Here is a 25,221-nt window from a genome sequence, read left to right on the forward strand (position 1 = left end):
GCACCGGGGCGGATGCCGGTGCGCGGCGGCGGCGCTGCGGCGCGGGACCGGTCTCGACTCACCCGGGCAGTCTACTAACCGGCGTAGTAGGGCGCCGTGACGGGGCTCGTTCCGGCTGCCATCTTCATCCTACGGGCGTGGCAAGCCCTTCGCGTCGGCGCGAATGATGATTTCTCGGCCCTGACCGGTACATATGCTCGCCGGAGCCACTTCGCAGACGCACCGGGGGAGCACTGTGTCCGACGCCAGAACGCAGGAGATCGCCGCCGAACAACGGATCGTCGACCGGGTCTACGCGCGACTCGACGTACTGCGGGAGCAGGCCGCCGCCGTCGCCGACGAGGGACGGCAGCGGGCGGCGGCCGGCCCGCTCACCGGGCTTGTCGAACGGGACGCGATGGCCCACCGGGCCGCCACCCGGCTGCGGGCACTCGACGCCGAGGCCGAGGGACTCGTCTTCGGAAGGCTCGACTTCGACGACGGCGAGACCTACCGGATCGGGCGGCTCGGCGTACGCGAGGGCACCGAGCCGCTGCTCGTCGACTGGCGGGCACCGGCCGCCGCGCCGTTCTACCGGGCCACCCCGGGTGAGCCGCTCGGCGTGGTACGCCGTCGGGTGATCATCTGTCGGGGCGCGGAGGTGGTCGACCTCGACGACGACGTACTCTCCCCGGACGCCGCGGCGGACCTGCGGGTGCTCGGCGAGGGCGCGTTGCTGGCCGCGCTGCGCCGCTCCCGTGGCCCGCACATGCGGGACATCGTCACCACCATCCAGCGCGAACAGGACGAGGCGATCCGGGCACCCGCCCGGGGCGTCACCCTGATCACCGGCGGGCCGGGTACCGGCAAGACCCAGGTGGCGCTGCACCGGGCGGCGTACCTGCTCTACACCGACCGGGGCCGGTTCACCGACGGTCGGATCCTGGTGGTGGGCCCGTCGACAGTCTTCACCAACTACATCGGCCGGGTACTCCCCTCGCTCGGCGAGGAGAGCGTGCACCTGCGGGCCATCGGCGAACTCGTCGACGGGGTGACCGCCACCCGGCGGGAGCGGGCCGAGGTGGCCCGGGTCAAGGGCGACGAGCGGGTCCGGAACGTACTGGCCGAGCTGGTCTGGCAGACCCCGCCGAGCGCACCGGAGCGGCTCCGGATCGTCTACGCCGGGCAGGTGCTCACCCTGGACAGAGCCGACCTGACCGCCGCCCGCGCCCGGGTACGGGACCGCTGCGCCGAGACCGGCACACTGCCGAACGCCGCCCGCCCGGCCGCCGCCGCGACCCTGCTGGACGCGCTCTGGGACAGGGTGCACGGCAGTCACCTGGACCGGGACCTCTTCGCCGAGGACGTCGGGGACCGCGGCGAGTTCCACCGGTTCCTCCGGGCCTGGTGGCCGGTGCTGACCCCGACGGCCGTACTCGGCTGGCTCGCCGACCCCGCCCGGGTGGTCGGGCTGGACGACGGCCGGGACGCCGAACTGCTCGCCGCCTCCTACCGGCGTCGGCCGGCCGACTGGTCCGTCGACGACGTGCCGCTGCTCGACGAGCTGGCCCAGCTGCTCGGCGAGCCGCCTCCCGCGCCGAGGGCACCGGAGCCGGAGTGGCAGCTGCGCGAGCTGGGCGTCGGCGCCCGGACCGTGCGGACCTTCGTGCTGAGCTGCGGGCTGCGCGAGGGCTGGGAGCTGTACGCGCCGGGTCTCGCGACCCCGATGGCGCTGGCCGGGCCGGGGATCGACAACGACGCGACCGCCGCCGCCCAGCGCTGGGCCGAGGCGGTCATCCTGCGGGAGGGTCACCGGGTGGTCGGCTGGACCGACGGCTTCGACCCGCACGGCGAGGAGGGCTACGTGCCGCTGCTCGCCGAGCCGCTGCCGGTGCCGGAACCCGACGACGAGCCGTCCGGCGACGACCCCTACCTGCACGTGATCCTGGACGAGGCACAGGACCTGTCGCCGATGGAGTGCCGGATGATCGCCCGCCGCGCCGAGTACGCCTCGATGACCGTGGTCGGCGACCTCGGCCAGGCAACCCATCCGCTGGCCACCGACTCCTGGCCCGGACTGCTCACCCGGCTCGGCAAGCGCGAGGTACGCACACTGGAGCTGAACACCGGCTACCGGGTCCCCCGGGTCGTCGCCGAGTTCGCGGCCCGGGTGCTCGCCCCCGGCATCGCGCCGACCCGGTCGTACCGGGCCGGCGGCAGCCTGTCGGTGCGGCAGGTGGACGACCTGCCCGCCGCCGTCCGGGCAGCGGCCCGGCAGGCTCCGCCCGACGCCACGGTGGCGGTCATCGCCGCCGACGACACGGCCGACGAACTCACCGCCGGGCTCGCCGACCTGCCGTCCGTCGCCGTGGTGCCGGCGAGCCTCTGCAAGGGTCTGGAGTACGACCACGTGGTCGTGGTGGAGCCGGCCGAGATCGTGGCCGCCGAACCCCGGGGCGGAAACCGGCTCTACGTGGCGCTGACCCGGGCCGTCGCGGGACTGGTCGTGCTGCACCGCGAGCCGCTGCCGCCGGCGCTGCGCGACTGACTCGGGCCGGCGGGTGCGGGGGCACCGGGCGATCATGGCTGGAACATCAGTGTCTTCTATGATTGGGCCGCCCCGCACCGCCACCTCACCGGGAGCCCCACCGCGTGGACCTGTCCGGCATCGACGCGCGCTCCGCGTTGCTGATCGCCGGTGGAGTGGTGCTGTTCTCGTTGCTCGTGCTCGCCCTGCTGGCGGACCGGCCGAGGGGCCCCCGACCCGACCTGACGCGGCTGCGCGCCGCCGTGGCCGAGCTGGAGGCGTACGCGATGGCCGTGCAGACCGACGCCGGCCGGGCCGCCGCCGTGGCCACCGCGGCCCGGGTGGCGCTGGTCGAGGCCGAGCGGTGCCGGGACGAGGCCTGGGCCGACCAGGAGGCGGCGGAGCGGGAGTACGACCGGGTGTGGCGGACGGTACTCGCCGCCCGGGAGGCGGGCACCGTTCCGGCACCGGTCGCCGACTCCGATCCGGACCCGGAGCGGGAGCGTGCGGTGTCCAGGGCGGCGCTGGCGGCCTACCGGCGCGGCGACCTGTCGCTGTCGCAACTGCGCGAGGTGTTCCGGCGCAGCGGGACCTGGGTGCCGATCCAGGAGGAACGGGAACGGCAGCTCGACCTGGTCTGGTTGCGGCTGGCCGAGGCGCGGCGGGCGTACGACCGGTCCGCCGCGCTGGCCCGGCGCGCCGAGCAGGAGGTTGCGATGGCCGAGGCCGCCGCCTGGGAGTTGCGCTCCGAGGCGAACCGGTCGGTGGCCGAGGCGCGGGAGGCGTACCACACCGTCCAGCGGTTCACCCAGCGGCACGGCGGCCGGCCCCGGCGGCGTCGGCGGGGGTCCTGACCAGGGCCGCGGTGGTCGCCGGCGCCCGGCGTGGGGTGTGCGCACGGCTGCGTCTCTTCCTGCACCAGCTTCCGGTTGTGTTAGGAAGAAGCTCCTGCTCGAGGCGGCGCGAAGAGGAGATTTCCGTGCTCACGTTCGGACTGTTCGGCACCGGTGTCTGGGCCACCGAGGTGCACGCCGCCGCGCTCGCCGGGCATCCTCGGACCCGGCTCGCCGGGGTCTGGGGCCGGGACCCGGCCAAGACGGCAGCGCTCGCCGAGCGGTACGGCGTGCCGGCCTACTCCGACGCCGACGCGCTGATCGAGGACGTGCAGGCGGTGTCGGTGGCGCTGCCGCCCGACGTGCAGGCCGACCTGGCGGTCCGGGCCGCCACCGCCGGCCGGCACCTGCTGCTGGACAAGCCGCTGGCGTTGAGCCTGCCGGACGCCGACCGGGTCGTGTCGGCCGCCGCGCAGAGCGGGATCGCCTCGGTGGTCTTCTTCACGAACCGTTTCCACCCGGCCATCGCCACCTTCCTGGCCAGCGCGGCTGTCACCGGTGGCTGGCACGGCGCCCGGGGGGTGCACTACGCGTCGATCTTCCAGCCCGGCAACCCGTACGGCGGATCGGCCTGGCGGCGCGAGCACGGCGCGCTCTGGGACGTCGGCCCGCACGCGCTCTCGCTGGTCCTGCCGGTGCTCGGCCCGGTGACACAGGTTGCCGCAATGGCCGGGCCCCGGAACAGCGTGCACCTGACACTGGCGCACGGCGAGGCGGCGACCAGCACCCTGTCGCTGGCCCTGGACGCGCCGCCCGCCTCGACCGCCGTCGAGTACGCCTTCCACGGCGAGGACGGGATCGGCGTGGTGCCGGACCGGGACGTCACCCCGGTCGACGCGCTCCGGCTGGCGATCGAGCAGCTCTGCACGGAGGTCGACAGCGGCACCCGCGACCAGCAGTGCGACGTCCGGTTCGGCCGGCAGGTGGTCGCGGTGCTCGCCGCCGCCGAGACCGCTCGCGGCCAGGGCCGCACGGTCACGCTGCCATCCTGAAACCGACCCGCCCGGCTCACGGCCACGAACGCGCGGACGACGGGGCCGGTGCGGCCGGAGGTGGTCGGAGGGCGGACCCATCCGGTGGGCCGGTGGCGCCGAATAACGTCTGTGCCATGCCGGCACCGGACGGGAGGTTGTCGACCATGAAACCGGGTGACCGGGGAACCGACCGGTCGGATCCGACCGAGGGGGCCGGGCAGCCGCGTCGGCTCCGGCCCGAACGGCTCTCGGCGGTGCCGGCACAACGGGGCGGCGAGCCGGGCCGGACCGTACCGACCGATGGCGCCGGCGAGCCGGACCGGCTGCTCCGGGCCATCGCCCGGGGTGACGAGGCGGCCTTCGGCCAGCTCTACGAGATCGTGGCGCCCCGGGTGTTCGGCCTGGTCCGGCGGGTGCTGCGCGATCCGGCCCAGGCCGAGGAGGTGACCCAGGAGGTGCTTGTCGAGATCTGGCGTACCGCCGGCCGGTTCGATCCGGCCCGTGGCTCGGCGACCGCCTGGATGTTCACCATCGCGCACCGCCGGGCCGTCGACCGGATCCGCACCGAGCAGGCCGGGGTGGACCGGGCCGGCCGGCTCGCCGCCGCGAGCGGGCAGACCCCGTACGACGACGTGGTGGAGACGGCCACCACCAGGCTGGAACAGCAGCAGGTCCGGCGCTGCCTCGACGCGCTCACCGAGTTGCAGCGGCAGGCGATCACCATGGCCTACTACGGCGGGCACACGTACCCCGAGGTTGCCCGGCTGCTGGAAACCTCGCTGCCGACGGTCAAGACCAGGATGCGGGACGGCCTGATCCGGCTGCGCGACTGCCTGGGTGTGGAGGTGACCCGCTGATGACCGACATCCACGCGCTGGTCGGCGCCTACGTCCTGGACGCGGTGAACGACGTCGAGCGGGCCGCCTTCGCCCGGCACCTGGCCGGCTGCGACACCTGCGCGGTCGAGGTGGCCGAACTGCGGGAGACCGCCGCCCGGCTGGCCGAGCCGACCTGGTCGGTGCCGCCGCCGGGGATGCGGGCCGAGGTGCTGGACCGGGTGCGGCGTACCCGGCAACTCCTGCCGGGCCGCGCCGATCCGGAGGGTTCGCCGGCCCTGTCGCGGTGGCGTCGTTGGACGGCCGCGGCGGTCGCCGCCGGCATCCTGGCCGCCGGCGCCGGTGCGCTCGGCTACAGCCTTCAGGAGCAGCGGGTACGCGAGCAGCGGGGGGTCGCCGAGGCGGCCCGGGCCGAGGCCGATCGGATCCGTTCGGTGCTGGCCGCTCCGGACGCGGTGCTGCACGGCGGCGCCGTGACCGGTGGCGGGCGTATCAGCCTGGTCACCTCGGAGAGTCTGGACGCCGGTGTGGTGCTGCTCGGTGGCGCTCCGGCACCCGGACCCGACCGGGCCTACCAGTTGTGGCTGCTGCGCGGCGGGCAGCCGGCCGACGCGGGCGTACTGACCGCCGACGCCTCCAGCGCCGCCAGGCTGATCACCGGGGTACGCGGTGCCGACGGGCTGGGCCTGACGGTGGAACCGGCGGCGGGTTCGGCGCGGCCGACCCTGCCGACCGTGGCCGAGGTGCCGATCACCTGACCGGACCCGTCTGGCGGAGGACCGGCTCCGAATCCCTGGTGAGGTCGCCGTAGCGACGGCGGACTCTTCCAGATGAATGTGCTGATCGGTGCGGCCCCGAACATCGTCGCGCTGAACGGTGCCGAAAACCTGCTGCACCTCGGGTTGTGCCTGGTCCTCACAGCGATCGGCTTCGGCGCCGACCGCACGGCCGGCGAAGTTCCGAGGGCGCTTCCGACTGAGTTCCGGGCGCGCTTCCCGAGAAGTTCGGATCCGGACCAATCCGGACGGGATGCGGCGACGAATCACCAGTAAGCACCCAACGAAGTGAAATGAAAGGACTTCCTGTCATGCGTACCAAAATTTTCGCGCCGGTGGCGGTGGCCACGGCCTGCATCCTGACGCTCGGCGCCTGCGGCGGCGACCCGGCGGACGAGGCGGGCGGCGCCCCGGCGACCAGCGCGCCGCCGATGGCGACCAGCGCACCGGCGATGATGGACGGCGAGTTCGGCCCCGGCTGCGCCGCCGTGCCGACCGACGCGTCGAACCCGGGCAGCTTCGAGGCGATGGCGAAGGTGCCGGTGGCCACCGCCGCCAGCGGCAACCCGGTGCTCTCCACACTGGTCAGTGCGGTCAAAGAGGCGGACCTGGTCGACTCGCTCAACAGCGCCGACGGGGTCACCGTCTTCGCGCCCACCAACGACGCGTTCGCGAAGATCCCCGAGGCCGACCTGAACAAGGTGATGGCCGACAAGAAGATGCTCGCCGGGGTGCTCACCTACCACGTGGTGTCCGGCAAGCTCGCCCCGGCACAGCTCGCCGGCTCGCACAAGACGCTGCAGGGCGGCACCGTCACCGTGACCGGCTCCGGCACCGACTTCAAGGTCGGCCCGGAGGCGACCGTGGTCTGCGGCAACGTCCAGACCGCGAACGCGGTGGTGTACCTGGTCGACTCCGTCCTGATGCCGCCGTCCTGACCCCGCCGCCCGGGCTGCGGTCGGCTCGGCGGTTCCCGTATCCCGAGGGAGGATACAGCCATGTCAGCGCCGCGCGGGGCCGTACCGGCCGGGAGCCGCGGACGTCCGGGGCAGCTGTTCGGCCGAGGTCTCGCCGGACTGCTCGGCGGGGCCGCCGGGGTGGCGGTGGCGCAACTCGTCGCCGCCGCCACCCGGCCGCAGGCCGGCCCACTGGTCGCGGTCGGGTCCGCCGTCGTCGACGCGGCACCCACTCCGGTGAAGGAGTTCGCGGTCCAGACCTTCGGCACGTACGACAAGCCGGTACTGCTCGGCGGGATCGGGCTGCTGCTCGCCGCGTTCGCAGTACTCACCGGGCTGCTGGCGGCGCGGCGCCCGACCGTCGGAGCGGTCGGGGCCGTGTTGTTCGGGCTGGTCGGCGCCGCAGCCGCACTGACCCGGCCAGCGGCCGGCCCCGCCGACCTGCTGCCCTCCGCCGCAGGTGCCGTAGTCGCCGCGATCGTGCTGCACCGGCTGCCGCGCCGCGCGGTCGGGGCAGGCCGGTCCGGTCCGGCGCCGTTCGGGGCCGGACCGGACCGGACGACCGAGGGGGCGTCCGGTCCGGGTGGTGTCGAGCCAAGTTCCCCGCCGGCGCCGGACGTCGCCGCTCCCGAACCCCAGGCGGCGGGGGCGACCCGACGGCACTTCGTCCGGGCCGCGACGGTGGTGGCCGGCGGGACCGTGCTCACCGGCACCGCCGGCTACCTGCTGACACAGATCAGGAACCGGGACGCCGCGCGGTCGAGGCAGACCGTAATGCTTCCGGCAGCGGCCCGACCGGCCGAACCGCTGCCGGCCGACGTCCAGCCGGGCTTCCACACTCCGAACGCCGAGTTCTATCGCGTCGACACCGCCCTGACGGTACCCCGCCTCGACGTCGACGACTGGCGGCTGCGGATCCGTGGCCGGGTCGACCGGCCGGTCGAGCTGCGCTTCACCGACCTGCTCCGGCGCGAGCTGGTCGAGCGCGACATCACGCTGAACTGCGTTTCGAGCGAGGTCGGCGGCCCGTACGTCGGCACGGCACGTTGGCTCGGCGTACCCCTCGCGCCGCTGCTGCGGGAAGCTGGCATCCAGACCGGCGCCGACCAGGTGGTGGCCAGGTCCGTCGAGGGAATGACGATCGGCACACCGGTCGAGACGGTGTTTGACGGCCGGGACGCGATGCTCGCGGTCGGGATGAACGGCGAGCCGCTGCCGTACGAGCACGGTTTCCCGGTCCGGATGCTCACCCCCGGCTTGTACGGTTACGCCGGCGCCTGCAAGTGGTTGACCGAGCTGGAGCTGTCGACGTTCGACGACTTCGACGCGTACTGGGTGCGGCGGGGCTGGGCGGCCAGGGCACCGGTGAAGACGGCCTCCCGGATCGACCGTCCCGCACCGTTCGCACGGTTGTCGGGTGGTCCGGTGCGGGTGGCCGGGGTGGCCTGGGCGCAGCGGCGCGGAATCCGGGCGGTCGAGGTGCAGGTCGACGGCGGGCGATGGCAGCCGGCGACCCTGGCCCCGGTCCCGTCCTCCGACACCTGGGTGCAGTGGCGGTACGACTGGCGCGCGTCCACCGGTACGCACACCCTGCGGGTACGGGCGGTCGACGGCGGGGGCGAGGTGCAGACCGGGCAACGGGCCGCCCCGTTCCCGTCCGGCGCGACCGGCTGGCACACCGTCTCGGTGACGGTCGGCTGACCGTGCCGTCGGTGCTCGGCCGGCCGAGGGCGCCGGGGATGGGGCAGGGCCTGAAAGGGGGGCAGGGCCCGGTCGACGGTGTGGCTAGCCCCACCCCGGGTCGGCGGCTTCCGGCAGTGTCGCCGCCGGGCGGGACCGGCCAGACTGGGGCGCATGGCATCCAGAGCGCTTCGCACCAGCGGGCTGGCCCTGCTGCACGGAGCGGCGCTGGCCGGGCTGGGGCTGGCCGGGGCGGTGCTGCTCCTGGTGCACCTGGTCTTCTTCGTGCCGGGGTTCGGACTCGGGCTGATCTTCCTGGTGCCGCTGCCGATCCTGGCCGGGCGGTACCTGACCAACCTGGTCCGCCGGCTGGCCGGCGCCGGTGGCGCACCGATCGGGTCGCCGTACCGGCCCCGGCCCGAGCCGCCGCGGCCGGAGGAGAGCGGGCGCTACCCGCACGACAACCGGCTCTACCGGCGGCCCTGGGTGCCCGCCTTCCTCCGCTGGCTGGACTGGGTACTCGGCGACCCGGCCAGCTACCGCGACCTGGGCTGGATGATCGCGACTCCGGTGGTCGGTACGCTGCTCGGCGGTCTCCCGGTCGCGCTGCTCGCCGCCGGTGCCTGGTACGCGCTCGGCAACGCCGGAAGGCACTGGTGGGCCCTGCCGGCCGGGCTCGCCGTCGCCGCCGCCGGGCTGGCGGTCGCCCCCTGCCTGCTCGCCACCCACCGGCGCTGGACCCACTGGTGGTTGGGGTCGGAGCAGCGACAGCCGGGCCGGCTCCGGATCTGGTACGCCCGCCAGCTCCTCCTGCTGCTGCGCCTGGCCGCGCTGCTCGGGCTGAGCCTGGCCGCCCTGCCGATGGCCGCCGCTTCCGTACTCGGCCTGGTGCTGGCGTACGGGCTCGGCGTCGTCGTGGTGCTGCCGCCGATGATGCAGAACCAGCGCTGCCTGCCTGAGCTGCGCCGGAAGCTGGCCGCGCGGTGGAGCGGGGTCGAGGTGGCCACGCCGTACCGGCCCCGGCCCGGGGTGCCGCAGCCCCGGCCGGACGGCCGCTACCAGGTGGGGAACAACCTCTACCGGACGGCTCGGTGGGCGGCGTACCACGAGCGGCTGCGCTCGCTCGTCCGCGATCCGGGGAACTGGCGTGACCTCGGCTTCCTGCTGCTCGACCCGGTGGCCGGCGGGCTCGCCCTGGCCGCACCGCTGGCCGCGGTCGGCTACGGCATCTTCGGCCTGGCCCTGCCCCGGCTCTGGATGGCCGTCGGGCTGGTGCCGGACGAGGGCGGCGACTGGTACGCCTCGGTCGCCGGCTCCGACGCGGCGGCGATCCCGGTCGGGCTCGCCCTGGTCGCGCTCGGTCTGCTGGCCGGTCCGGCGGTGCTCCGGTCCAACGGCCGGTGGGTGGCGCTGCTGCTGGCCCCGACCGCCGGGGCCCGGCTGGCGCTGCGGGTGCAGCGGCTCACCGAAACCCGGGCCGACGCCACCGAGAGCCAGGCCGCCGAGCTGCGCCGGATCGAACGCGACCTGCACGACGGCGCCCAGGCCCGGCTGGTCGCGATGGGCATCAACCTCGGCAACATCGAATACCTGATGGACCGGGACCCGCAGGCGGCCCGGGCGCTGCTGGCCGAGGCGCGGCAGGCGTCGGCGAAGGCACTCGACGAGCTGCGCGACCTGGTCCGGGGAATCCATCCGCCGGTACTCGCCGAACGCGGGCTCGGCGACGCCGTCCGGGCGCTGGCCCTGGACATCCCGGTCCGGACCAAGGTGACCGTCGCGCTGCCGGGCCGGCTGGAGCAGCCGATCGAGTCGGCGGCCTACTTCGCGGTCAGCGAACTGCTGACCAACGCGGTCAAGCACGCCCGCGCCGACCGGATCACCGTGCATCTCGGGTATGTCGACGGCCGGCTGCGGATCGTGGTCGTCGACGACGGGCGGGGCGGCGCGGACGAGACCCGGGGCAGTGGGCTGCGCGGCATCGCCCGCCGGCTCGGTACATTCGACGGCGTCGTCGACCTGAGCAGTCCACCGGGCGGCCCGACGACGGTGACCCTGGAGGTGCCGTGCGCGTTGTCCTCGCCGAGGACCTCTATCTCCTGAGGGACGGTCTGGCCCGGATGCTCACCGCGCACGGCTTCGAGGTGGTGGCGGCGGTGGAGACCGGTCCGGAGCTGCTGGCGGCGTTGCTGGAGCTGCGCCCCGACGTGGCCGTGGTGGACGTACGCCTGCCGCCCACCCAGACCGACGAGGGGCTCCAGGCCGCGCTCGCCGCCCGCCGGGAGGTCCCCGGGCTGCCGGTGCTGGTGCTCTCCCAGCACGTCGAGCAGCTCTACGCCCGGGAGCTGCTGGCCGACGGCACTGGCGGGATCGGCTACCTGCTCAAGGACCGGGTCTTCAACGCGGAGCAGTTCGTCGACGCGGTGCGCCGGGTGGCCGGCGGCGGTACGGCGATGGACCCGGACGTGATCGCGAAGCTGCTGGCCCGGAGCAGCCGGGACGCGCCGATGGCCCGGTTGACGCCCCGGGAGCGGGAGGTACTGGAGCTGATGGCGGAGGGGCGCTCCAACAGCGCCATCGGGCAGCGGCTTTTCCTCAGCGACAGTGCGGTCGGCAAGCACACCGCCAGCATCTTCGGCAAGCTCGACCTGGCACCCTCGGACGACGACAACCGCCGGGTGCTGGCCGTCCTGGCATACCTGAACGGCGCGGCCGGCGGTTGACGTCCGGTTCGGCCCGACCGGGCCGCGGTCACTCCCCGCCGCAGAGGGCGTTGCCGACCAGGGTGTCCATGGCGCGCTGCTGGCGTATGTGGTCCTCGGGGGCGCGGCCGAGCACACTGGACATCGACACGACGACGCTGCGCCGCCCGTCGGCGGTGACCCCGCTGTCGGTGAGGTAGCCGCCGTCCCCGCCGCCGTGGCTCCAGTACGTGCCGCCGCAGGGCAGCGGCCGTTCGAACAGGCCGAGACCGTAGCGGGTGTCGGGCAGCAGCTCGGCGAAATCCGGGCCGATCGGCATCGTCCGGGTCATCTCGGCGAGCTGGGCCGGCCGGAGGAGCCGGCCGCCGAGCAGGGCCCGGAAGAACGTGTTCAGGTCCCGGGTGGTGGAGATGATCGCGCCCTCGGGGTCGGCGACGATCTGGTCGGTGACGTCCACCAGGGTCGGCGTCTCGAACGGCTGGTACGCCCGGGCGTGCGGCTCCGGCAGTGTCGGCGTACGCCCCGGCCAGCTCGTACCGGTCAACCGGAGCGGCTTGATGATCCGGCTGGAAACCTCCTCGTGCCAGGGTCGGCCGGTGACCCGTTCGATGATCAGGTCGACCAGGACGAAGCCGGTACTGGAGTAGCGCCACGCCGTACCGGGTGGAAAGGCCGGTGGGTGCTTCAGCGCCCGGGCCAGCAACGACTCCGGGGTGTGCACGTCGTCGCGGTGCCGCCGGTAGTCCTCCGCCGAGGCGTGGTCCGGGAAGTCGTCGGGCATCCCGCTGGTGTGCTGGAGGAGCTGCCGTACGGTGATCCGGCGCCCGTCGTTGCCGTTGCCCCGGACCAGGCCGGGCAGCCAGCGTTCCACGGTGTCGTCCAGGCCGAGCCGCCCCTCGCCGACGAGTTGCAGTGCCACCACCGCGACGAACGACTTCGCGGTACTGGCGATCCGGAAGTGCCCGTCCGGCGGCACCGGACGCTTGCCGGGCAGGTCGGCGACGCCGCTGGTGGCGACCTGCGAGGTGCCGTCCGGCAGCACCAGCCGGGCCTGCACGCCGGTCACCCCGAGGGCGGTGAGCGCGTCGGCGTCCCCGCGCAGGCGCTCCAGGTCTTGGCGGTGGGTGGGTTCGGGTCCGGCGCTGCCGGCGACCACCGTCGCCGCGCCGCCGAGGGTGGCCAGCGTCGCGACGACGACGGTGGCGCGCAGAAGCGAGAATCTCATGGCGGGGACGCTAGGCCGCTGTATCGGGCTGACCCGATACCCCGGACCGGCCGCAAAAAGGTACCGCTGGCTGTAGTGCCATCCCGCCGTCGCCCGGTGAGGCTGGAGAGCGATGCGCGAAGGAGAAGACCGGGCCCGGGTGTGGTGGGCGACGGGATACCTGCTGGGCACGCTGGCCAGCGTGGTACTGACTGTGCCGCTGCTGCCGCTGCTCGGCCATCCCGCCGTGCTCCGCCGATGGGCGGCCTGGCACGAGCGGCGGGCCGGCCGGCTGTGCCGGGTGGCCGTGCCGACGCACCGGATCCGGCCGCGCCGGGCGCTCGGCTGGCTGCCGGCGCATCTCGCGATCGGGCTGCCGGCCGGTGCCGTGGCGCTGGTCTGCCTCGGCAACCTGCTGCTGGCGGCGGTGGTGACGCCACTGTGGTGGGCGTTCCCCGTCGGTGACCCGGCCCGGCTGGTGGTCGAGGTGCCGGTGACCGGCTGGGCCACGGCACTGACCCTCGGGCCGGTGCAGGTCGCCGGGCTGGCGGCGGTGGCGTACTGGGGCTTCCCCCGGCTTGCCACGGCACACGCCCGGGTCTGCCTGGCTGTCCTGGCGCCGTCGGCGGCGGAGCGGCTCGCCGACCGCATCGCGGTGCTGACCCGGACTCGCGCCGACGTGTTGGAGGCGCACGGTGCCGAGCTGCGCCGGATCGAGCGGGACCTGCACGACGGCACCCAGGCCCGGCTGGTGACGATCGCCATCCGGTTGGCGGTGGCCCGGGACCGGCTGCCGGGCGACCCGGAGGCGGTGGCGGAGCTGCTCCGGGAGGCGCACGAGGGGACGGAGGAGGCGATGACCGAGCTGCGCGAGGTGATCCGGACGATCTATCCGCCGGTCCTCGCCGACCAGGGGTTGGCCGGTGCGCTGCGTACCGTGGTGGCCCGCAGCGGGGTACCGGCCGAGCTGGAGGTGGGGGAGTTGGCCGAGGTGCCGGTCGCGGTGCAGGCGGTGGCGTACTTCGCGGTCACCGAGGGGCTGAGCAACGTCGCCCGGCACGGTCGGGCCGACCGGGCCCTGGTGCGGGTGTCCCGGCAGGACAACCTGCTCCGGGTCACCGTCGTGGACGACGGGATCGGCGGGGCGGACGAGCGGGGCGGTAGCGGCCTGGCCGGCATCCGCCGCCGGGCCGCCGCGTTGGACGGTGCCGTGACGGTGCGAAGCCCGGCCGGTGGGCCGACCGAGATCACCGTGGAGTTGCCGTGCGGGTGGTGATCGCCGAGGACAACGTGCTGCTCTCTGCCGGGCTGGAGCTGCTGCTGGGCAGCCGGGGCTGCCGGGTCGCGGCGGTCGCCGCGGACGTCGACGGCTTCCTCGCCGCCGTCGACGCGCACCGGCCGGATGCCACGATCGTCGACGTACGGCTGCCGCCCTCCTTCCGCGACGAGGGCATCCGGGCGGCGCTGCGGGCCCGCCGCGCCCACCCCGACCTGCCGGTACTCGTGCTGTCACAGTACGTCGAGCAGGCGTACGCCACCGAACTGCTCTCCGGCGGACGGGGCGGGATCGGCTACCTGCTGAAGGACCGGGTCAGCCGGGTGGACGAGTTCCTCGACGCGCTGCACCGGGTCGCCGCCGGGGGTACCGCGCTCGATCCGGAGGTCGTCGCGCAGTTGCTCAGCCGTTCCGGTCGCGACCCGATCGCGGCGCTGACCCGCCGGGAGCGGGAGGTTCTGGCGCTGATGGCGGAGGGGCACGACAACGCGACGATCGCGGCCCGACTCTTCGTCACCGACAACGCCGTGCACAAGCATGTGGGAAACGTCTTCGCCAAGCTGGGACTGGTGACCGCCGACAGCGGTCATCGCCGGGTCCGGGCCGTACTCGCGTACCTTCAGCGGCAGGGCTGACACCCCCCGGTCGCCGCCGCCGGTCAGGAGAGTTCGACGATCGCGTCGCCGATCTCGGCCGGGGTCTGGAAGTGCTCGACCGGCAGCGACTGGAGCAGCTTGAGGGTCTGGGTGTCGACACCGGTCTCCTGGGCCCAGCGCACCAGGTCCTCCTTCGACACCGGGTAGTCCAGCCCGGCGAGCGACTCCTGCAACTGGATGGCGTTGGCTCGCATACCGGTCGGATACCCGGTTTCGTCCCACCCACACCACGGGTTTGCCGGGGCGGTCCGCGGGGTAGCCGCCGCCCATGCTGGTATCCCGGCTCGGGGCGGCGGACGACTTCGACCCGCTGCTCGCGCGCATCGGCTCGGCCCGGGTGGTCATGCTCGGCGAGGCGAGTCACGGTACGTACGACTACTACCGGCTCCGTGAGCAGCTCACCCGGCGGCTGGTCGCCGAGTGCGGGTTCTCGTTCGTGGCCGTGGAGGGCGACTGGCCGGACTGCGACCTGGTGCACCGTTCGGTGGTCGGTGCGCCGGGCGGCGACGACGACCCGCAGCGCGCGCTGGAACGGTTCGAGCGGTGGCCGACCTGGATGTGGGCCAACGCCGAGGTGGCCCGGTTCTGCCGGTGGCTGCGGGCCTGGAACGTCGACCGGCCGGACGGGTCGCGGGCCGGCTTCCACGGTCTCGACGTCTACAGCCTGTGGGACTCGATGCGGGCGATCCTGGACTACCTGGGCGAGGAGGACCCGGCGTCGCTGGAGACCGCTCAGGAGGCGTACCGGTGCTTCGAGCCGTACGGCAGCCGGATCGAGGAGTACGGGCTGGCCAGCCGGTTCGTCTCGGCCCGCTGCGAGGAGGAGGTGGTGCGGCTGTTGGCGCGTACCCGGGAACGGGCCGCCGCCGACGGCGCGGACGCCTTCTCGGCCTGGCAGAACGCGGCGGTGGTGGCCGGCGCGGAGAAGTACTACCGGGCGATGGTCGGCGGCGGCCCGCAGTCCTGGAACGTGCGGGACAGTCACATGGTCGAGACCCTCGACCGACTGCTGGACCGGTACGGCCCGGGGTCCCGGGCGGTCGTCTGGGCGCACAACACGCATGTCGGTGACGCCCGCGCCACCGACATGGCTGCCGGCGGGATGGTGAACATCGGCCAGCTCGCCCGCGAGCGGTACGGCGCCGAGGACGTGGTGCTGGTCGGCTTCGGCAGCTACCAGGGCAGCGTGGTCGCCGCCGACCGGTGGGGCGCGCCGGCCGAGGTGATGACAGTGCCGCCGGCCCGGCCCGGCTCGGTGGAGGAGCGGATGCACCACGTGCTGCCCGAGCGTGCCCTGCTGGTCTTCGACGCGGGTGACGGCGACCGGCCGGACTGGTTGGACGACGAGGCCGACCACCGGGCGATCGGGGTGGTCTACGACCCGTCCTTCGAGGCGTGGGGCAACTACGTGCCGACCCGGCTCGGCGACCGGTACGACGCCTTCGTCTGGTGCGACCACACCACCGCGCTGCACCCGCTGCCCGCCTCCGCCGCCCCCGGCGAACTCGAGACGTACCCCTCCGGGGTCTAGCGTCGGAGGTCCGTCTCAACGTCAGCTTCGAGGGCACCCGGGCCGGGCAGCCGGTCGGCTTTCCCCGGTTCAAGTCCCGCCGCCGCACCGCACCCAGCGTGCGGTTCACCACCGGCGCGATCCGGGTCGCAGCCGACCGGACGCACGTCGTGCGCCCCGCCTGGGCCGGTTGAAGCTTCACGAGTCCGCCCGCAAGCTCGCCCGCCGCCTCGACAACGGCACCGCGCGGATCATGTCCGCGACCGTGCGGCGAGACGGTGGCCGCTGGCACGTCGCGTTCACCGTCGAGGTCGAACGGGCCGACCGCGTTCCGGCCCGGCCGCAGTCGGTGGTCGGCGTCGACGTGGGGGTCGCGCACCTCGCCGCACTGTCCACCGGCGAGCTGGTCGACAACCCGCGCCACCTCGTCGTCGCGCGGCAGCGCATGCGGGGGCTCGGCCGGGCGCTGTCCCGGAAGTCCGGCCCGGACTGTCGGGCCGGACGCCGTGCGTCGAAACGCTGGGAGCGGGCCGCGGGCCGCCTCGCCCGGGCGCACGCCAGGGTGGCGAACCTGCGCCGTGACGGGCTGCACAAGCTCACCACCCGCCTCGCCCGCGAGCACGGCACCCATCGTGGTCGAAGACCTCAACGTTACCGGGATGCTCGCCAACCGGCGGCTGGCCAGGCACATCGCTGACGCCGGGTTCGCCGAGATCCGACGCCAACTGGCGTACAAGACCGGATGGAACGGTGGTCGGCTGCTCGTGGCCGACCGCTGGTATCCGTCCTCGAAGACCTGCTCGGCAAACCTGGCCGCCCTGGCGGCGCGGATCGAAACCGCCGGGAGTGGCCCGGTGGCAGCACGTGGAGCCGACCGGAAGACCCGCCACGGCGGGCAGGTGGCCGTGAAGCGTGAACCCGGCACGACACCAGTCGATCAGACCGGGACCGTCCCACCGCAAGGCAGGACTACCAACCGTGTGCTTCCTGAAGCGCACTGAGAGGTAACGGGTCGTGTGAGTTGACCAGGCGAACCGACCTGTCGTCGGCAAGCTCCGCCAGCAGTCGTTGTGTATGGAGTCTGGCGGTTTGGTCATGTTGTGTCGAGGCGGCGAAGGCCTCGACTGCGGGCGGTGCGGTGCAGGCAAGCTGTGCGTGCTGGTAGATCGCGTCGCCGACGTGCAGGAGTTCCTGCCCCTGGGCGGCGTTCTCGATCAGTACCCCGGCGTGTCCCGGCGAGTGGCCGGACAACTCGACCAGACGGATCGATGCCGGAAGGTCGTCGAGGGTCCAGCAGGCTTGTCCCCGCCACGGAGGCGCCGGGGTGGGCGGGGGAGCCCACGTCACGCCGTGCGCCCATTGTGCGGGCATGACGCGTCCGTCACCGTCCTCAACCGCGGATCGACACGCGCCTGTGGCGTGAACGCGGGCCGCCGGGAAGTCGGCAAGGCCGCCAACGTGGTCGCGGTGATGGTGAGTCAAGATCACATCGGAGACGTCGTCGGGATCCAGACCCAGCGAGATGACGCGGGCAATGAGCGTCTCGTCGGGATCGAGCGCTGGGCTGACCTGCGCGATCCAGCCTTCGCCCAGGCGAAGCCCGGGGGACTCGATGTCCGCGCGCCCGATCCCCGTGTCGACGGCGACTAGCCGGCCTTCCAGCTCGATCAGGAGGCATCTGCAGACGAAGTGAGGTACCCCGAAGACGGCTTGCCCGCCCGGGACGTTGAGGGTTCCGCCGTTGAGCTCATGGATTCGCACCCGGTGAAGGGTAGAAGTTCGTGTCGGCTCGAAGTCAACGATCATCGGCACATGCGCATTCAACTACTGCGAATCGGCGAGGCGGCTGAACGTCTCGGGGTCTCGGCACACCTCCTCCGGCATTGGGAGGCCGCAGGGGTGATCACTCCGCATCGCACTGCGAGCGGTGCCCGACGCTACGACCCGGAGTCGCTGGATGCGCTGTCGATCGCGATCAAGTGTCAGCAGGCCGGCATGTCGCTCAGCGTGATCGCCCAGCTGTTGAACGGCCAGCGACACGAGCGCAGGCACCTCGTCACCAAGCAGCGCGACGCGATCAACCGCCAACGTGCCCAACTCGAACGGGTCGTGACCTTTCTCGATCACGTGCTGGAGTGTTCCCACCCCGTGCTTCGCGAGTGTCCCGCATGTCAGGACTTCGTATCGTCGACGCCCTGAACTGCAACAGCTAGTCGATCTCCTCGACCGCACTTGTGCCGGAGCCCTCACGTGATTCCCAGGCCCAGGTCTCGTCGAGCCGCAGCCGGCCGTCCGGCAGTCTCGAAATGCGGCTGACACAGTGCCCGGTGGAGGTTTGGCCGGCGGTGTTGAGCTGGGCGTAGCGGAAGTCGAGGGTGTCGCCGTCCCGGGTGCCGACCAGGTGGCCGGTCCGGACGCTGCCGCCGGAGTACGCCGCCGAGATCTCGCCGCCGCGTTCCCGGTAGTCGAAGACGGTCGCGGTGCCGACCTCGCCGCCGTCGACCTCGTGCACCGCCCGGAACCGCCGGCCGTGCAGCGACGGCAGCCCCTTCCCGGGTACGTCGCCGCTGCTCAACACCCGCTCGAAGCAATCCTGGTTGTACGGGCTGTCGCCGTAGACCGGGATCTCCCGGTAGCCGGCTGATCGGTAGAGTTCCGCAGCCTCCGGCAGCGAGCGGTGGGTGCCGAGCCGGACGATGTGCAGTCCCCGCCTCACCGCCTGCCGCTCCAGTTCCCCGAGCAGCCGCCGGCCGAGCCCGAGCCCCCGCGCGTCCGGGTGCACCCAGAGGTGGCACAGTTCGGCCACCCCCGGTGCCAGGGTGCGGATGCCGCCGCAGCCGACCGGCCGGGTCTGCTCGTAGGCGACCAGGAACGCGCCGGCCCCGCCGCTTACCTGGTCCGTACTGACCAGGGCGGCCCGGTCGTAGCCCTCGGGGAACCGGGTGGCGAGTTCGGCGGCGTACTCGGCCAGGCAGTGCCGGGCGGCGGCCGAGTCGGCGCCGGTCGGCTCGACCGTGACGGCGGCCAGCCGGAGCAGCCGGCGGGTACGCCGTTGTGCCTCGATCAGCTCGGCCCGCTGGGCGGGGGTGAGCGGAGCGAGCAGGTCGCCGGCCGCGGCGGTCGACCGGCGGTCCAGTTCGGCGAGCTCGGCGATGCCGGCCTCGGTCAGTTCGGCGACCCGGACCCGGCCGTCCGTCTCGTGCGTCCGGAGCCGGACCAGGCCCTGCCCGGCGAGCGAGCGCAGTGACCGGCTCAGATAGCCGGAGTCCCAGCCGAGTCGGGCGCGCAGGTCGCGGACCGAGGCGCCGGTGCCGATCTCGTAGAGCAGCCGCGCCTCGCTCAGCGGCCGGTCCTGGCCGAGGTAGCGGTCGGTGAGCAGCCCGAGCCGCTGCGAGTAGTAGCGGTTGAAGTCGCGGACCGACCGGGCCTGGTCGACGATCGCCGCCTGTTCCTGTGTCGCTGCCTGTTCCTGTGTGGTCCCCGTCATTTCTCTGACTATAGTCAGAGATCGGGCGTTGGTCACTCCTCCGGTATGCCGGTCCGGAACTCCGGGGGGTCGTGCATCAGGAAGTCCCGATGACTGATGTTCCAGGCGTACGCACCGGCCATCTCGAAGACGATCGTGTCACCGGCGGCGATCCGGCCCGACGGCGGCAGTACGGCCACGTCCGGCAGCCGGGCCAGCACGTCCTTCGGAGTGCAGAGCTGCCCGACGACGGTCACCGGCCCGGCGTCACCGGTGACCGGGCGGGGGAACGGGTACGCCCACTCCGGTCGGGGGAGCACGATGAACGGCTGCGAGTGCCCCTTCGCGGCCGGGGTGCGGAACTGGTGCGTGCCGCCCGTCACCACCACGAACCACTCGGCACCGGAACGCTTCACGTCCAGCACGCCGACCCGGTAGCGGCCACAGTAGACGGTCAGGACCCGGCCCGGCTCGATCCGCAGCGTCCGGCCGGGATACGAGCCGAGCAGGTCGGCGAGCGCTGCCCCGTACGCCGGCCAGTCGAACCGGGCGGCCGGGTCGGTGTAGTCGACAGCCATGCCGCCGCCGACGTTCACCTCCCGGGCGTCGAGTTCGGCCACCGCCCATTCCACGATCGTCCGGGCCATCTCGGCGGCGGTCGGCGCGTCGAGTCCGCTGCCGAGATGGGCGTGCACGCCCCGGATCCGGATTCCCGGCAGCTCGAGTTTCGCGCAGTCCCGGGCGTCGGCCGGGGACATCCCGAACGGGCTCGGCCGCCCGCCCATCACCAGCACCGCCCCGCCGACCGGCACCGGCAGGTTGACCCGGAGCAGCACGTCGGTGATCTCGCCCCGGTCGTCGGCCAGCCGGGACAGCCGGTACAGCTCGGTCGGGGACTCGACGTGGAACCGGCGCACCCCGGCGGCCAGCCCGGCGGCGAGTTCCGGGTCGGTCTTGCCGGGGCCGCCGAACGCCGCCGGGGCGGTGCCGGGGAAGACCTCGGTCAAGTGCCGTAGCTCGCCGCCGCTGGCCGCCTCGAAGCCGTCGACGTGCGGGGCGAGGGTACGCAGGATGCCCGGGTCCGGGTTCGCCTTCATCGCGTACAGCAGCTCGACCCCGGCCGGCAGCGCGGCCCGGACCGCCGCCGCCCAGGCGTCCAGCCCGGCCAGGTCGTACCAGTAACCCGGCTTGGCGGGACCTGTCACCGGCTCGCCTTCCCAAACGCGTCGTCGGAGACGCGACGTCGTTGACATCGGCTTGCTCTGTTCCTACATGTACTCGGCGGCGGTCTTCTCGACCTGCTGGATGAACTGATCCAACTGGGTGTCGGTCAGGTTCTCGTCATGCAGCAGCGTGCCGAGGATCGCGATCTGCGCGGAGAATGCGGTGTCGGGCGCGATGTCGTCCACGAGGTGCGCCTCTCCGAGCACGGCACGGATCATTCCTTCCATGGCGAGAGCAGGAAGTTCGGAGCCGTCCTGATAGCGAGCGCGTGTGTTGGCAACGAACTCGGCGATGTCCTGGAGGCTCTTATCGCGGAACCGCCGGTCGACGGCGATTGCGAAGGCAGCGCTGATGATCTGCGCCCCCTCGCCCCAGCCGACTTGATCCAGGCGTTCCACCAGACGATCGGCTCGGTTCCAATCACTCTTCGCTATCGCTCGTACGAGATCGCTCGCTTCTCTGCTTGCTTGCACGTGACCTGAACCTCTCTATGCTCTTGCGTAACAAATGGGGTTGATCTATGAAGTGACACGCCGGCTATCACACCCACGACGAGAAGATTTCCCACCGCCTCCGGCGCATCGATTCTCTGCAGGATCGACGGCTGGGCAGGCGATCCGGTCGCGGTGCTCGTTGTTTGTGATCCCGGCGGCTTGAAGGGGTTCTTGATTATCCTGATAGTGTTCTGTGCCGCCTCGGTGGCACTCTTGCCCGCGTCCTGGATGTTCTCGATGTTGCGGCTCGTCCTTCTCAGGAACGCGCCGATGCCGGACGAACTCTCCGCTCGGCGGACGGCGTCGCCTACCAGTTGTTCGCCTGGCGGCATCTCTGCTTCCGAGACGTCCACATCCGGCACGCTGCCAGGGGCGATTCTGTTGAGGTAAGCGGTGAATCGTGTTCTCGCCTCGTTGAGCAGACGGGCCGTTCTAGTTGCCTTCTCGCTGGCAGTCCTGATATCGGTGAGGGCTTCTTGTATCTTCGGATGTTCGGTGCCCTGTGCCGCTTCGGCATATCGCCGATAGACCTGCTCGGCATCGGCCTTGGCTCTCATCGCGGTTACTGTGGCGGCGGCGAGACGTTGGCGTACGTCGAGAAGCTGGGCCACCACCTCCCGCATAGGATCGGTCATCCGAGAGCCGCGAGGTAGGCGTTGGCGTGCTCGACGGCGGCGTCGACGCGGCGCACCACCAGTCCCACCTCACGCTCGAAGCCCTCAAGGATCTTCAGGCCGGCCTGCGCGTCCTCGTCCTGGCTGTCGTGGATGGTCACCCGTGCGAGTTGTTCGGCGGCGGCCGCCTCGGCGCGGGCCACGTCCAAAGTGGCCTTGGTCTCCTCGGCGGCCTGGTTGCCCGCTCGGATGGTGCGTTTCACCTCGTCGATGTTCACCGCGCCGCCTGGCTAACGCAGGGGGACGACGTCGAAGAGGATCTTCCGCTGTTCGGCGGCCCGGCTGAGTGTTGCTTCGACTTCCTCGAAGGTGGCCATAGTGATCCTCCCGACAGCCGGCCGTCGTGCGGCGTCCTTTGCAAGCCGGCGGAGGTCACGTTGCCGGCCACGTCGCGCCTGCGGGGCTGGTCGAACACTATCCGAGAGTGTCAAAGGGTACATCGAGCGGTCGATTGCCGGTGCCGAGTCGGGAAGCGACTATTTCGGCTCGGTGACGTACACGCCCTTCCCCTGGTGGCCTTCCAGGAGGCCCTCGGCTTGCAGGATCAGCAGGGCCGACCGAACGGGTTCGGCGGACACGTCGTAGAGGGCGGTCAGCTCGCGCAGCGACGGCAACTTGTCGCCGGGTTTGTACTCACCCGACGCGATCTTGTTTCGGATGTCTTGCGCGATGCGCTGACGATCTGAGATTCGGGGCATGGCAACTTCCTGGTAGGCCCATGCATCCTCTCATGATCGCCGACATGGCCTCAATACTCTGCCTGCTTTGCATGCCGGGTACTTGTCCTCACATGCTTTGCATTGTAAGTTACCTCTGTGTGACGCCTGGCAACGGAAAGCCTGGTAGGCAGCCGGCCCTCCGGTTGGGCACACACTGCCAGCACGGCTGGTGATCTCCCCTCCAGCCGTGCTGGCCCCAACCACGCCCTGCTGACGCGCGTGCTGGTCGTGGCCGCGTTGGCAGAGCGGGGGGTCCCGGTTCGGGTGAGTGTGCTGGGCAGACCGAACCGTGCCCACCCGCCCACCTGCTGCGGTCGTCGGAAGGTTGGTGAGGGCTGTGCGTGATCTGTTGAAACGGCTGTCGCGGCGGGCGGGAGTGTCGGCGAGGCGGCTCGGGTCGGCGTACCGGTCGGCCTCGGCGCGGAAACTGGCGGGGTATTGATGGCCGGGGTGCCGGTGGTGTCGTGCCGGTCGTGTGACGGGCTCGCGTTCACTCTCGACCGCTGCCACTGCACCTACGGCGGCGACCGACTGCTGGTCACCGAGCAGGACCGGCCGGCGGCGGAGGCGTACCGGGACTGTCGGGAGTGCCAGGGGGTCGGCACGGTCGGCCGCCCGTGCCACGACTGCCAGCAGACCGGTCGCCGGCGGGCGCAACTCGTGCTGACAATGACGAATCTCGATAGCGGAGCGGTGGCGTCGGCGAACGTCGTACCCGGAGTCGTGGAGCCGACGCCCTGGTCGGGGGACGGCGGCGGAAGTTGGCATCTGCCGCTCGGCCCGCTGCTGCGGGAGCTGGCCGGCCTGGTCGGTGTCGGCTCGTGGACCGACGTCCGGCAGCCCGCCGACCCGGACGGGCCGCTCGTCCTGCTGCCGCGCGCCTGGCGGCCGGACCAACCCGCGCCGGTGCGGCGGGTACTCGAGGCGGAGGCCATCGCCGGGGAGAGCAACGACGCCTGGCGGCTCTACCTCGGCCGTACCACTGTCGTCCCGGAACGGGAGGCGGCGGCCGAACTGCGCCGGTGGTGCCGGCTGGCCGACCTGCTCTGCCTCGACCTGGTGGTCGAGGCCCGCCGGCTGGCCGCCACGCCCTCGCTGACCTGGGCGGTCCGGTTCGAGGTGCCGGGTGGGCCGGTCCCGGCCGAAACCTACGGGTACGCCGACGACCTGGCCGGCGCGATCACCGCCACGACCGATCTCGACGCCCTCTACGGGCTGGAGGCCCGTGGCCTGACCGTCCCCGGGCACCAGTTGACCGGCACGCCACCCTCGGCCGGGCCGTCGACGATCGACCTGGACCAGCTCGAACGGCGGATCCTCGCCGACTGCGTCGATCTCGGCACCGGCGACCCGACCTGCGGGGCGCAGGCGGTCTGGCGTGACGGACGCTGGTGGCACACCAGCCTGCGCGCCGACGGCAGCACCGAAACCCTCACCGAACGGTCCACCGGGCAGATCGTCAGCCGCCGCTCTCCGGTGCTGCGGCGCGGATGGCAGCCGCCGGCACCATCCTGGCAGGGTCCACCGATCCGGTACGTCGACTGCCCCGACTGCGACCCGCACAGCCGGCTACGCCGCTGCGGCTGCCGGCTCGGCACCGACCGCGCCGACCCGGACTGTCCACACTGCGCCGGCTCCGGCCGCAGCCCGTCAGTACTGCGCTGCCACACCTGCCGCGACAGCCGTCGACTGCACAGCGCGGTGACGGTCACCATCACCGACCTGGCCGGCCGGGTCGCGCACCTGCACTGGCGGGCCGGTCCGTCCGGCTGGCAGACCGGCGAGCAGACCTGGCGGGCCGATCTCACCGCCCAACCCGACGACCTCGCCCAACCCGACGACCTTGCCGGAGACGGCGACCTTGCCGGAGACGGCGACGAGCCGGCCCGACCGGCGGGGGAGGAGCACTGGCGAGCCGGGCAGCACGTCCCGGCGTCGCACGTCGCGACCTACCCCGGCGGCAAACCGCTGCACCAGCTTCCCGGCCAGTTCCGGCTCGCCGGCTGGGCCGACCACTTCGGCGTACGCCCGGAGGACCTGGTCGAACTCGACGGCGGCGGCACTCTCGACCACGGTCTCCGAGACGGTACCGTCACCCTGCACGAGCCGGGCGCCGACCCGCTCACCGAGTATCTGAGCTGGGCCGCCCGGGGGCGCCCCGGAGCCCGACTGTTCCTGCTCGCCCGTCGCCCCGATGTGCCGCCCCTGGCCGACCTGCTCCGGCTCCTCCTCGGGCTGCGGCTGGCGGTCACGATCACCCTCACCGACCACAGCCGGAATGCCGGCGACCTCACCCTCGTCCAGGGCGAGAGCTGGGACGTCACAGTCGACCGTCCAGGCGTCCCGCCCGCCCCGGCGGACCCACCCACCTGGTCCACCCCGGAGGCCGCGACCGCGTACTGCCTCGAATATCTCGAACTCGCCATCGCCGGCAACGTCCCCGCCGACCCGACCGCATCGATCCCGGTACCGCAGAACCCGACCTCGAGGACCGTCGACGATCCGGTACCCCTGTTGCGCCGGCTCGCCCGCCACCATCCGGCGCAACCTGTCGCCGTGCACTATGGAGACAGCACCTGCCGGGTATCGGTCCGCGAACACCACGACGTACGTCAACTCGCCGTCGCGGCCACCCTGCCGGCCGCCATCGGCGCCCTCGGCCTCTGACGAACCGG

At 72.7% G+C, this 25,221-nt stretch carries 26 protein-coding genes; 17 read left to right on the forward strand and 9 right to left on the reverse strand.

The features are described 5' to 3' along the window. Positions 1-235 precede the first annotated feature (235 nt). The 10 genes from O7626_RS02340 to O7626_RS02385 all read left to right on the forward strand — a co-directional run bounded on the left by O7626_RS02340 (position 236) and on the right by O7626_RS02385 (position 11,344). Positions 236-2,527 carry a UvrD-helicase domain-containing protein gene (locus O7626_RS02340; RefSeq protein ID WP_278058774.1) on the forward strand — a complete coding sequence of 764 codons (2,292 nt, stop codon included), beginning with the start codon at positions 236-238 and terminating at the stop codon, positions 2,525-2,527. A 104-nt stretch (positions 2,528-2,631) separates the two neighbouring features. Further along, a complete protein-coding gene (locus tag O7626_RS02345) occupies positions 2,632-3,360 on the forward strand; it encodes a hypothetical protein (RefSeq protein ID WP_278058776.1) in 729 nt (242 codons plus the stop codon). A gap of 125 nt (positions 3,361-3,485) precedes the next feature. Further along, entirely contained in the window at positions 3,486-4,391 is a 906-nt protein-coding gene (locus tag O7626_RS02350) for a Gfo/Idh/MocA family oxidoreductase (RefSeq protein WP_278058777.1), read from the forward strand. Positions 4,392-4,537: 146 nt separating this feature from the next. Next, complete coding sequence (gene sigK, locus O7626_RS02355; protein ID WP_278058779.1) at positions 4,538-5,230, forward strand: ECF RNA polymerase sigma factor SigK; 693 nt, start codon at positions 4,538-4,540, stop codon at positions 5,228-5,230. Then, positions 5,230-5,967 (forward strand): anti-sigma factor, encoded by a 738-nt coding sequence (locus O7626_RS02360; RefSeq protein ID WP_278058781.1) that lies wholly within the window; start codon positions 5,230-5,232, stop codon positions 5,965-5,967. The genes sigK and O7626_RS02360 overlap by 1 nt, the downstream gene beginning before the upstream one ends. A 72-nt stretch (positions 5,968-6,039) precedes the next feature. Continuing rightward, a complete protein-coding gene (locus tag O7626_RS02365; RefSeq protein WP_278058783.1) occupies positions 6,040-6,261 on the forward strand; it encodes a hypothetical protein in 222 nt (73 codons plus the stop codon). A gap of 35 nt (positions 6,262-6,296) precedes the next feature. Beyond that, positions 6,297-6,923 carry a fasciclin domain-containing protein gene (locus O7626_RS02370; protein WP_278058785.1) on the forward strand — a complete coding sequence of 209 codons (627 nt, stop codon included), beginning with the start codon at positions 6,297-6,299 and terminating at the stop codon, positions 6,921-6,923. Between the two features lie 60 nt (positions 6,924-6,983). Further along, positions 6,984-8,642 carry a molybdopterin-dependent oxidoreductase gene (locus O7626_RS02375; protein WP_278058787.1) on the forward strand — a complete coding sequence of 553 codons (1,659 nt, stop codon included), beginning with the start codon at positions 6,984-6,986 and terminating at the stop codon, positions 8,640-8,642. A 153-nt stretch (positions 8,643-8,795) separates the two neighbouring features. Next, a complete protein-coding gene (locus O7626_RS02380) occupies positions 8,796-10,724 on the forward strand; it encodes a sensor domain-containing protein (protein WP_278058789.1) in 1,929 nt (642 codons plus the stop codon). Beyond that, positions 10,688-11,344 (forward strand): response regulator transcription factor, encoded by a 657-nt coding sequence (locus O7626_RS02385; RefSeq protein ID WP_278058790.1) that lies wholly within the window; start codon positions 10,688-10,690, stop codon positions 11,342-11,344. Before O7626_RS02380 ends, O7626_RS02385 begins: the two co-directional genes overlap by 37 nt. A 28-nt stretch (positions 11,345-11,372) precedes the next feature. Here O7626_RS02385 and O7626_RS02390 read toward each other — a convergent pair whose 3' ends face one another. Then, positions 11,373-12,548: a serine hydrolase domain-containing protein gene (locus O7626_RS02390; RefSeq protein ID WP_278058793.1), complete on the reverse strand. Its 1,176-nt coding sequence runs from the start codon at positions 12,546-12,548 to the stop codon at positions 11,373-11,375. A 112-nt stretch (positions 12,549-12,660) separates the two neighbouring features. Between O7626_RS02390 and O7626_RS02395 the strand changes: the two genes are divergently transcribed. Further along, positions 12,661-13,803, forward strand: coding sequence for a sensor histidine kinase (locus O7626_RS02395; RefSeq protein ID WP_278058795.1), 1,143 nt, complete (start codon positions 12,661-12,663; stop codon positions 13,801-13,803). Then, positions 13,791-14,438, forward strand: a complete 648-nt coding sequence (locus O7626_RS02400) for a response regulator transcription factor (protein WP_278058798.1) — start codon at positions 13,791-13,793, stop codon at positions 14,436-14,438. The genes O7626_RS02395 and O7626_RS02400 overlap by 13 nt, the downstream gene beginning before the upstream one ends. Before the next feature lie 23 nt (positions 14,439-14,461). Here the strand turns inward: O7626_RS02400 and O7626_RS02405 are convergent, their stop codons facing one another. Then, positions 14,462-14,653, reverse strand: a complete 192-nt coding sequence (locus tag O7626_RS02405; protein WP_278058799.1) for a DUF2795 domain-containing protein — start codon at positions 14,651-14,653, stop codon at positions 14,462-14,464. Between the two features lie 74 nt (positions 14,654-14,727). Here O7626_RS02405 and O7626_RS02410 point away from each other — a divergent pair, with 74 nt between their 5' ends. From O7626_RS02410 to O7626_RS02420, 3 genes are all read left to right on the forward strand, one after another. Continuing rightward, entirely contained in the window at positions 14,728-15,990 is a 1,263-nt protein-coding gene (locus O7626_RS02410) for an erythromycin esterase family protein (RefSeq protein WP_278058802.1), read from the forward strand. Between the two features lie 169 nt (positions 15,991-16,159). Continuing rightward, the gene (locus O7626_RS02415) at positions 16,160-16,666 is read left to right on the forward strand and encodes a transposase (protein ID WP_278058804.1); all 507 of its coding nucleotides are present in this window, start codon (positions 16,160-16,162) and stop codon (positions 16,664-16,666) included. Then, positions 16,629-16,970: a hypothetical protein gene (locus O7626_RS02420; RefSeq protein ID WP_278058806.1), complete on the forward strand. Its 342-nt coding sequence runs from the start codon at positions 16,629-16,631 to the stop codon at positions 16,968-16,970. Before O7626_RS02415 ends, O7626_RS02420 begins: the two co-directional genes overlap by 38 nt. Here O7626_RS02420 and O7626_RS02425 read toward each other — a convergent pair. Further along, entirely contained in the window at positions 16,939-17,730 is a 792-nt protein-coding gene (locus O7626_RS02425) for an MBL fold metallo-hydrolase (protein WP_278058808.1), read from the reverse strand. The genes O7626_RS02420 and O7626_RS02425 overlap by 32 nt on opposite strands. 51 nt (positions 17,731-17,781) lie before the next feature. Here O7626_RS02425 and O7626_RS02430 point away from each other — a divergent pair, with 51 nt between their 5' ends. Beyond that, a complete protein-coding gene (locus O7626_RS02430) occupies positions 17,782-18,168 on the forward strand; it encodes a MerR family transcriptional regulator (RefSeq protein WP_278058810.1) in 387 nt (128 codons plus the stop codon). 10 nt (positions 18,169-18,178) lie between these two features. Here O7626_RS02430 and O7626_RS02435 read toward each other — a convergent pair whose 3' ends face one another. The 6 genes from O7626_RS02435 to O7626_RS02460 form a co-directional block, all read right to left on the reverse strand. Further along, positions 18,179-19,456, reverse strand: a complete 1,278-nt coding sequence (locus tag O7626_RS02435) for a MarR family winged helix-turn-helix transcriptional regulator (RefSeq protein WP_278058812.1) — start codon at positions 19,454-19,456, stop codon at positions 18,179-18,181. A 32-nt stretch (positions 19,457-19,488) separates the two neighbouring features. After that, complete coding sequence (locus tag O7626_RS02440; protein WP_278058813.1) at positions 19,489-20,640, reverse strand: alanine racemase; 1,152 nt, start codon at positions 20,638-20,640, stop codon at positions 19,489-19,491. Between the two features lie 63 nt (positions 20,641-20,703). Next, a complete protein-coding gene (locus tag O7626_RS02445; RefSeq protein ID WP_278058816.1) occupies positions 20,704-21,057 on the reverse strand; it encodes a hypothetical protein in 354 nt (117 codons plus the stop codon). 32 nt (positions 21,058-21,089) lie between these two features. Next, positions 21,090-21,776, reverse strand: a complete 687-nt coding sequence (locus O7626_RS02450) for a hypothetical protein (protein ID WP_278058818.1) — start codon at positions 21,774-21,776, stop codon at positions 21,090-21,092. 8 nt (positions 21,777-21,784) lie between these two features. Further along, positions 21,785-22,045 (reverse strand): hypothetical protein, encoded by a 261-nt coding sequence (locus O7626_RS02455; RefSeq protein ID WP_278058820.1) that lies wholly within the window; start codon positions 22,043-22,045, stop codon positions 21,785-21,787. Positions 22,046-22,303: 258 nt separating this feature from the next. Then, the gene (locus tag O7626_RS02460; RefSeq protein WP_278058822.1) at positions 22,304-22,525 is read right to left on the reverse strand and encodes a winged helix-turn-helix domain-containing protein; all 222 of its coding nucleotides are present in this window, start codon (positions 22,523-22,525) and stop codon (positions 22,304-22,306) included. 462 nt (positions 22,526-22,987) lie between these two features. Here O7626_RS02460 and O7626_RS02465 point away from each other — a divergent pair, with 462 nt between their 5' ends. Next, on the forward strand, positions 22,988-25,213 hold the full coding sequence (locus tag O7626_RS02465; protein ID WP_278058824.1) for a hypothetical protein: 2,226 nt from the start codon (positions 22,988-22,990) through the stop codon (positions 25,211-25,213). Positions 25,214-25,221: the final 8 nt, after the last annotated feature.

The organism is Micromonospora sp. WMMD1102, assembly GCF_029626265.1.
GTDB lineage: Bacteria > Actinomycetota > Actinomycetes > Mycobacteriales > Micromonosporaceae > Plantactinospora.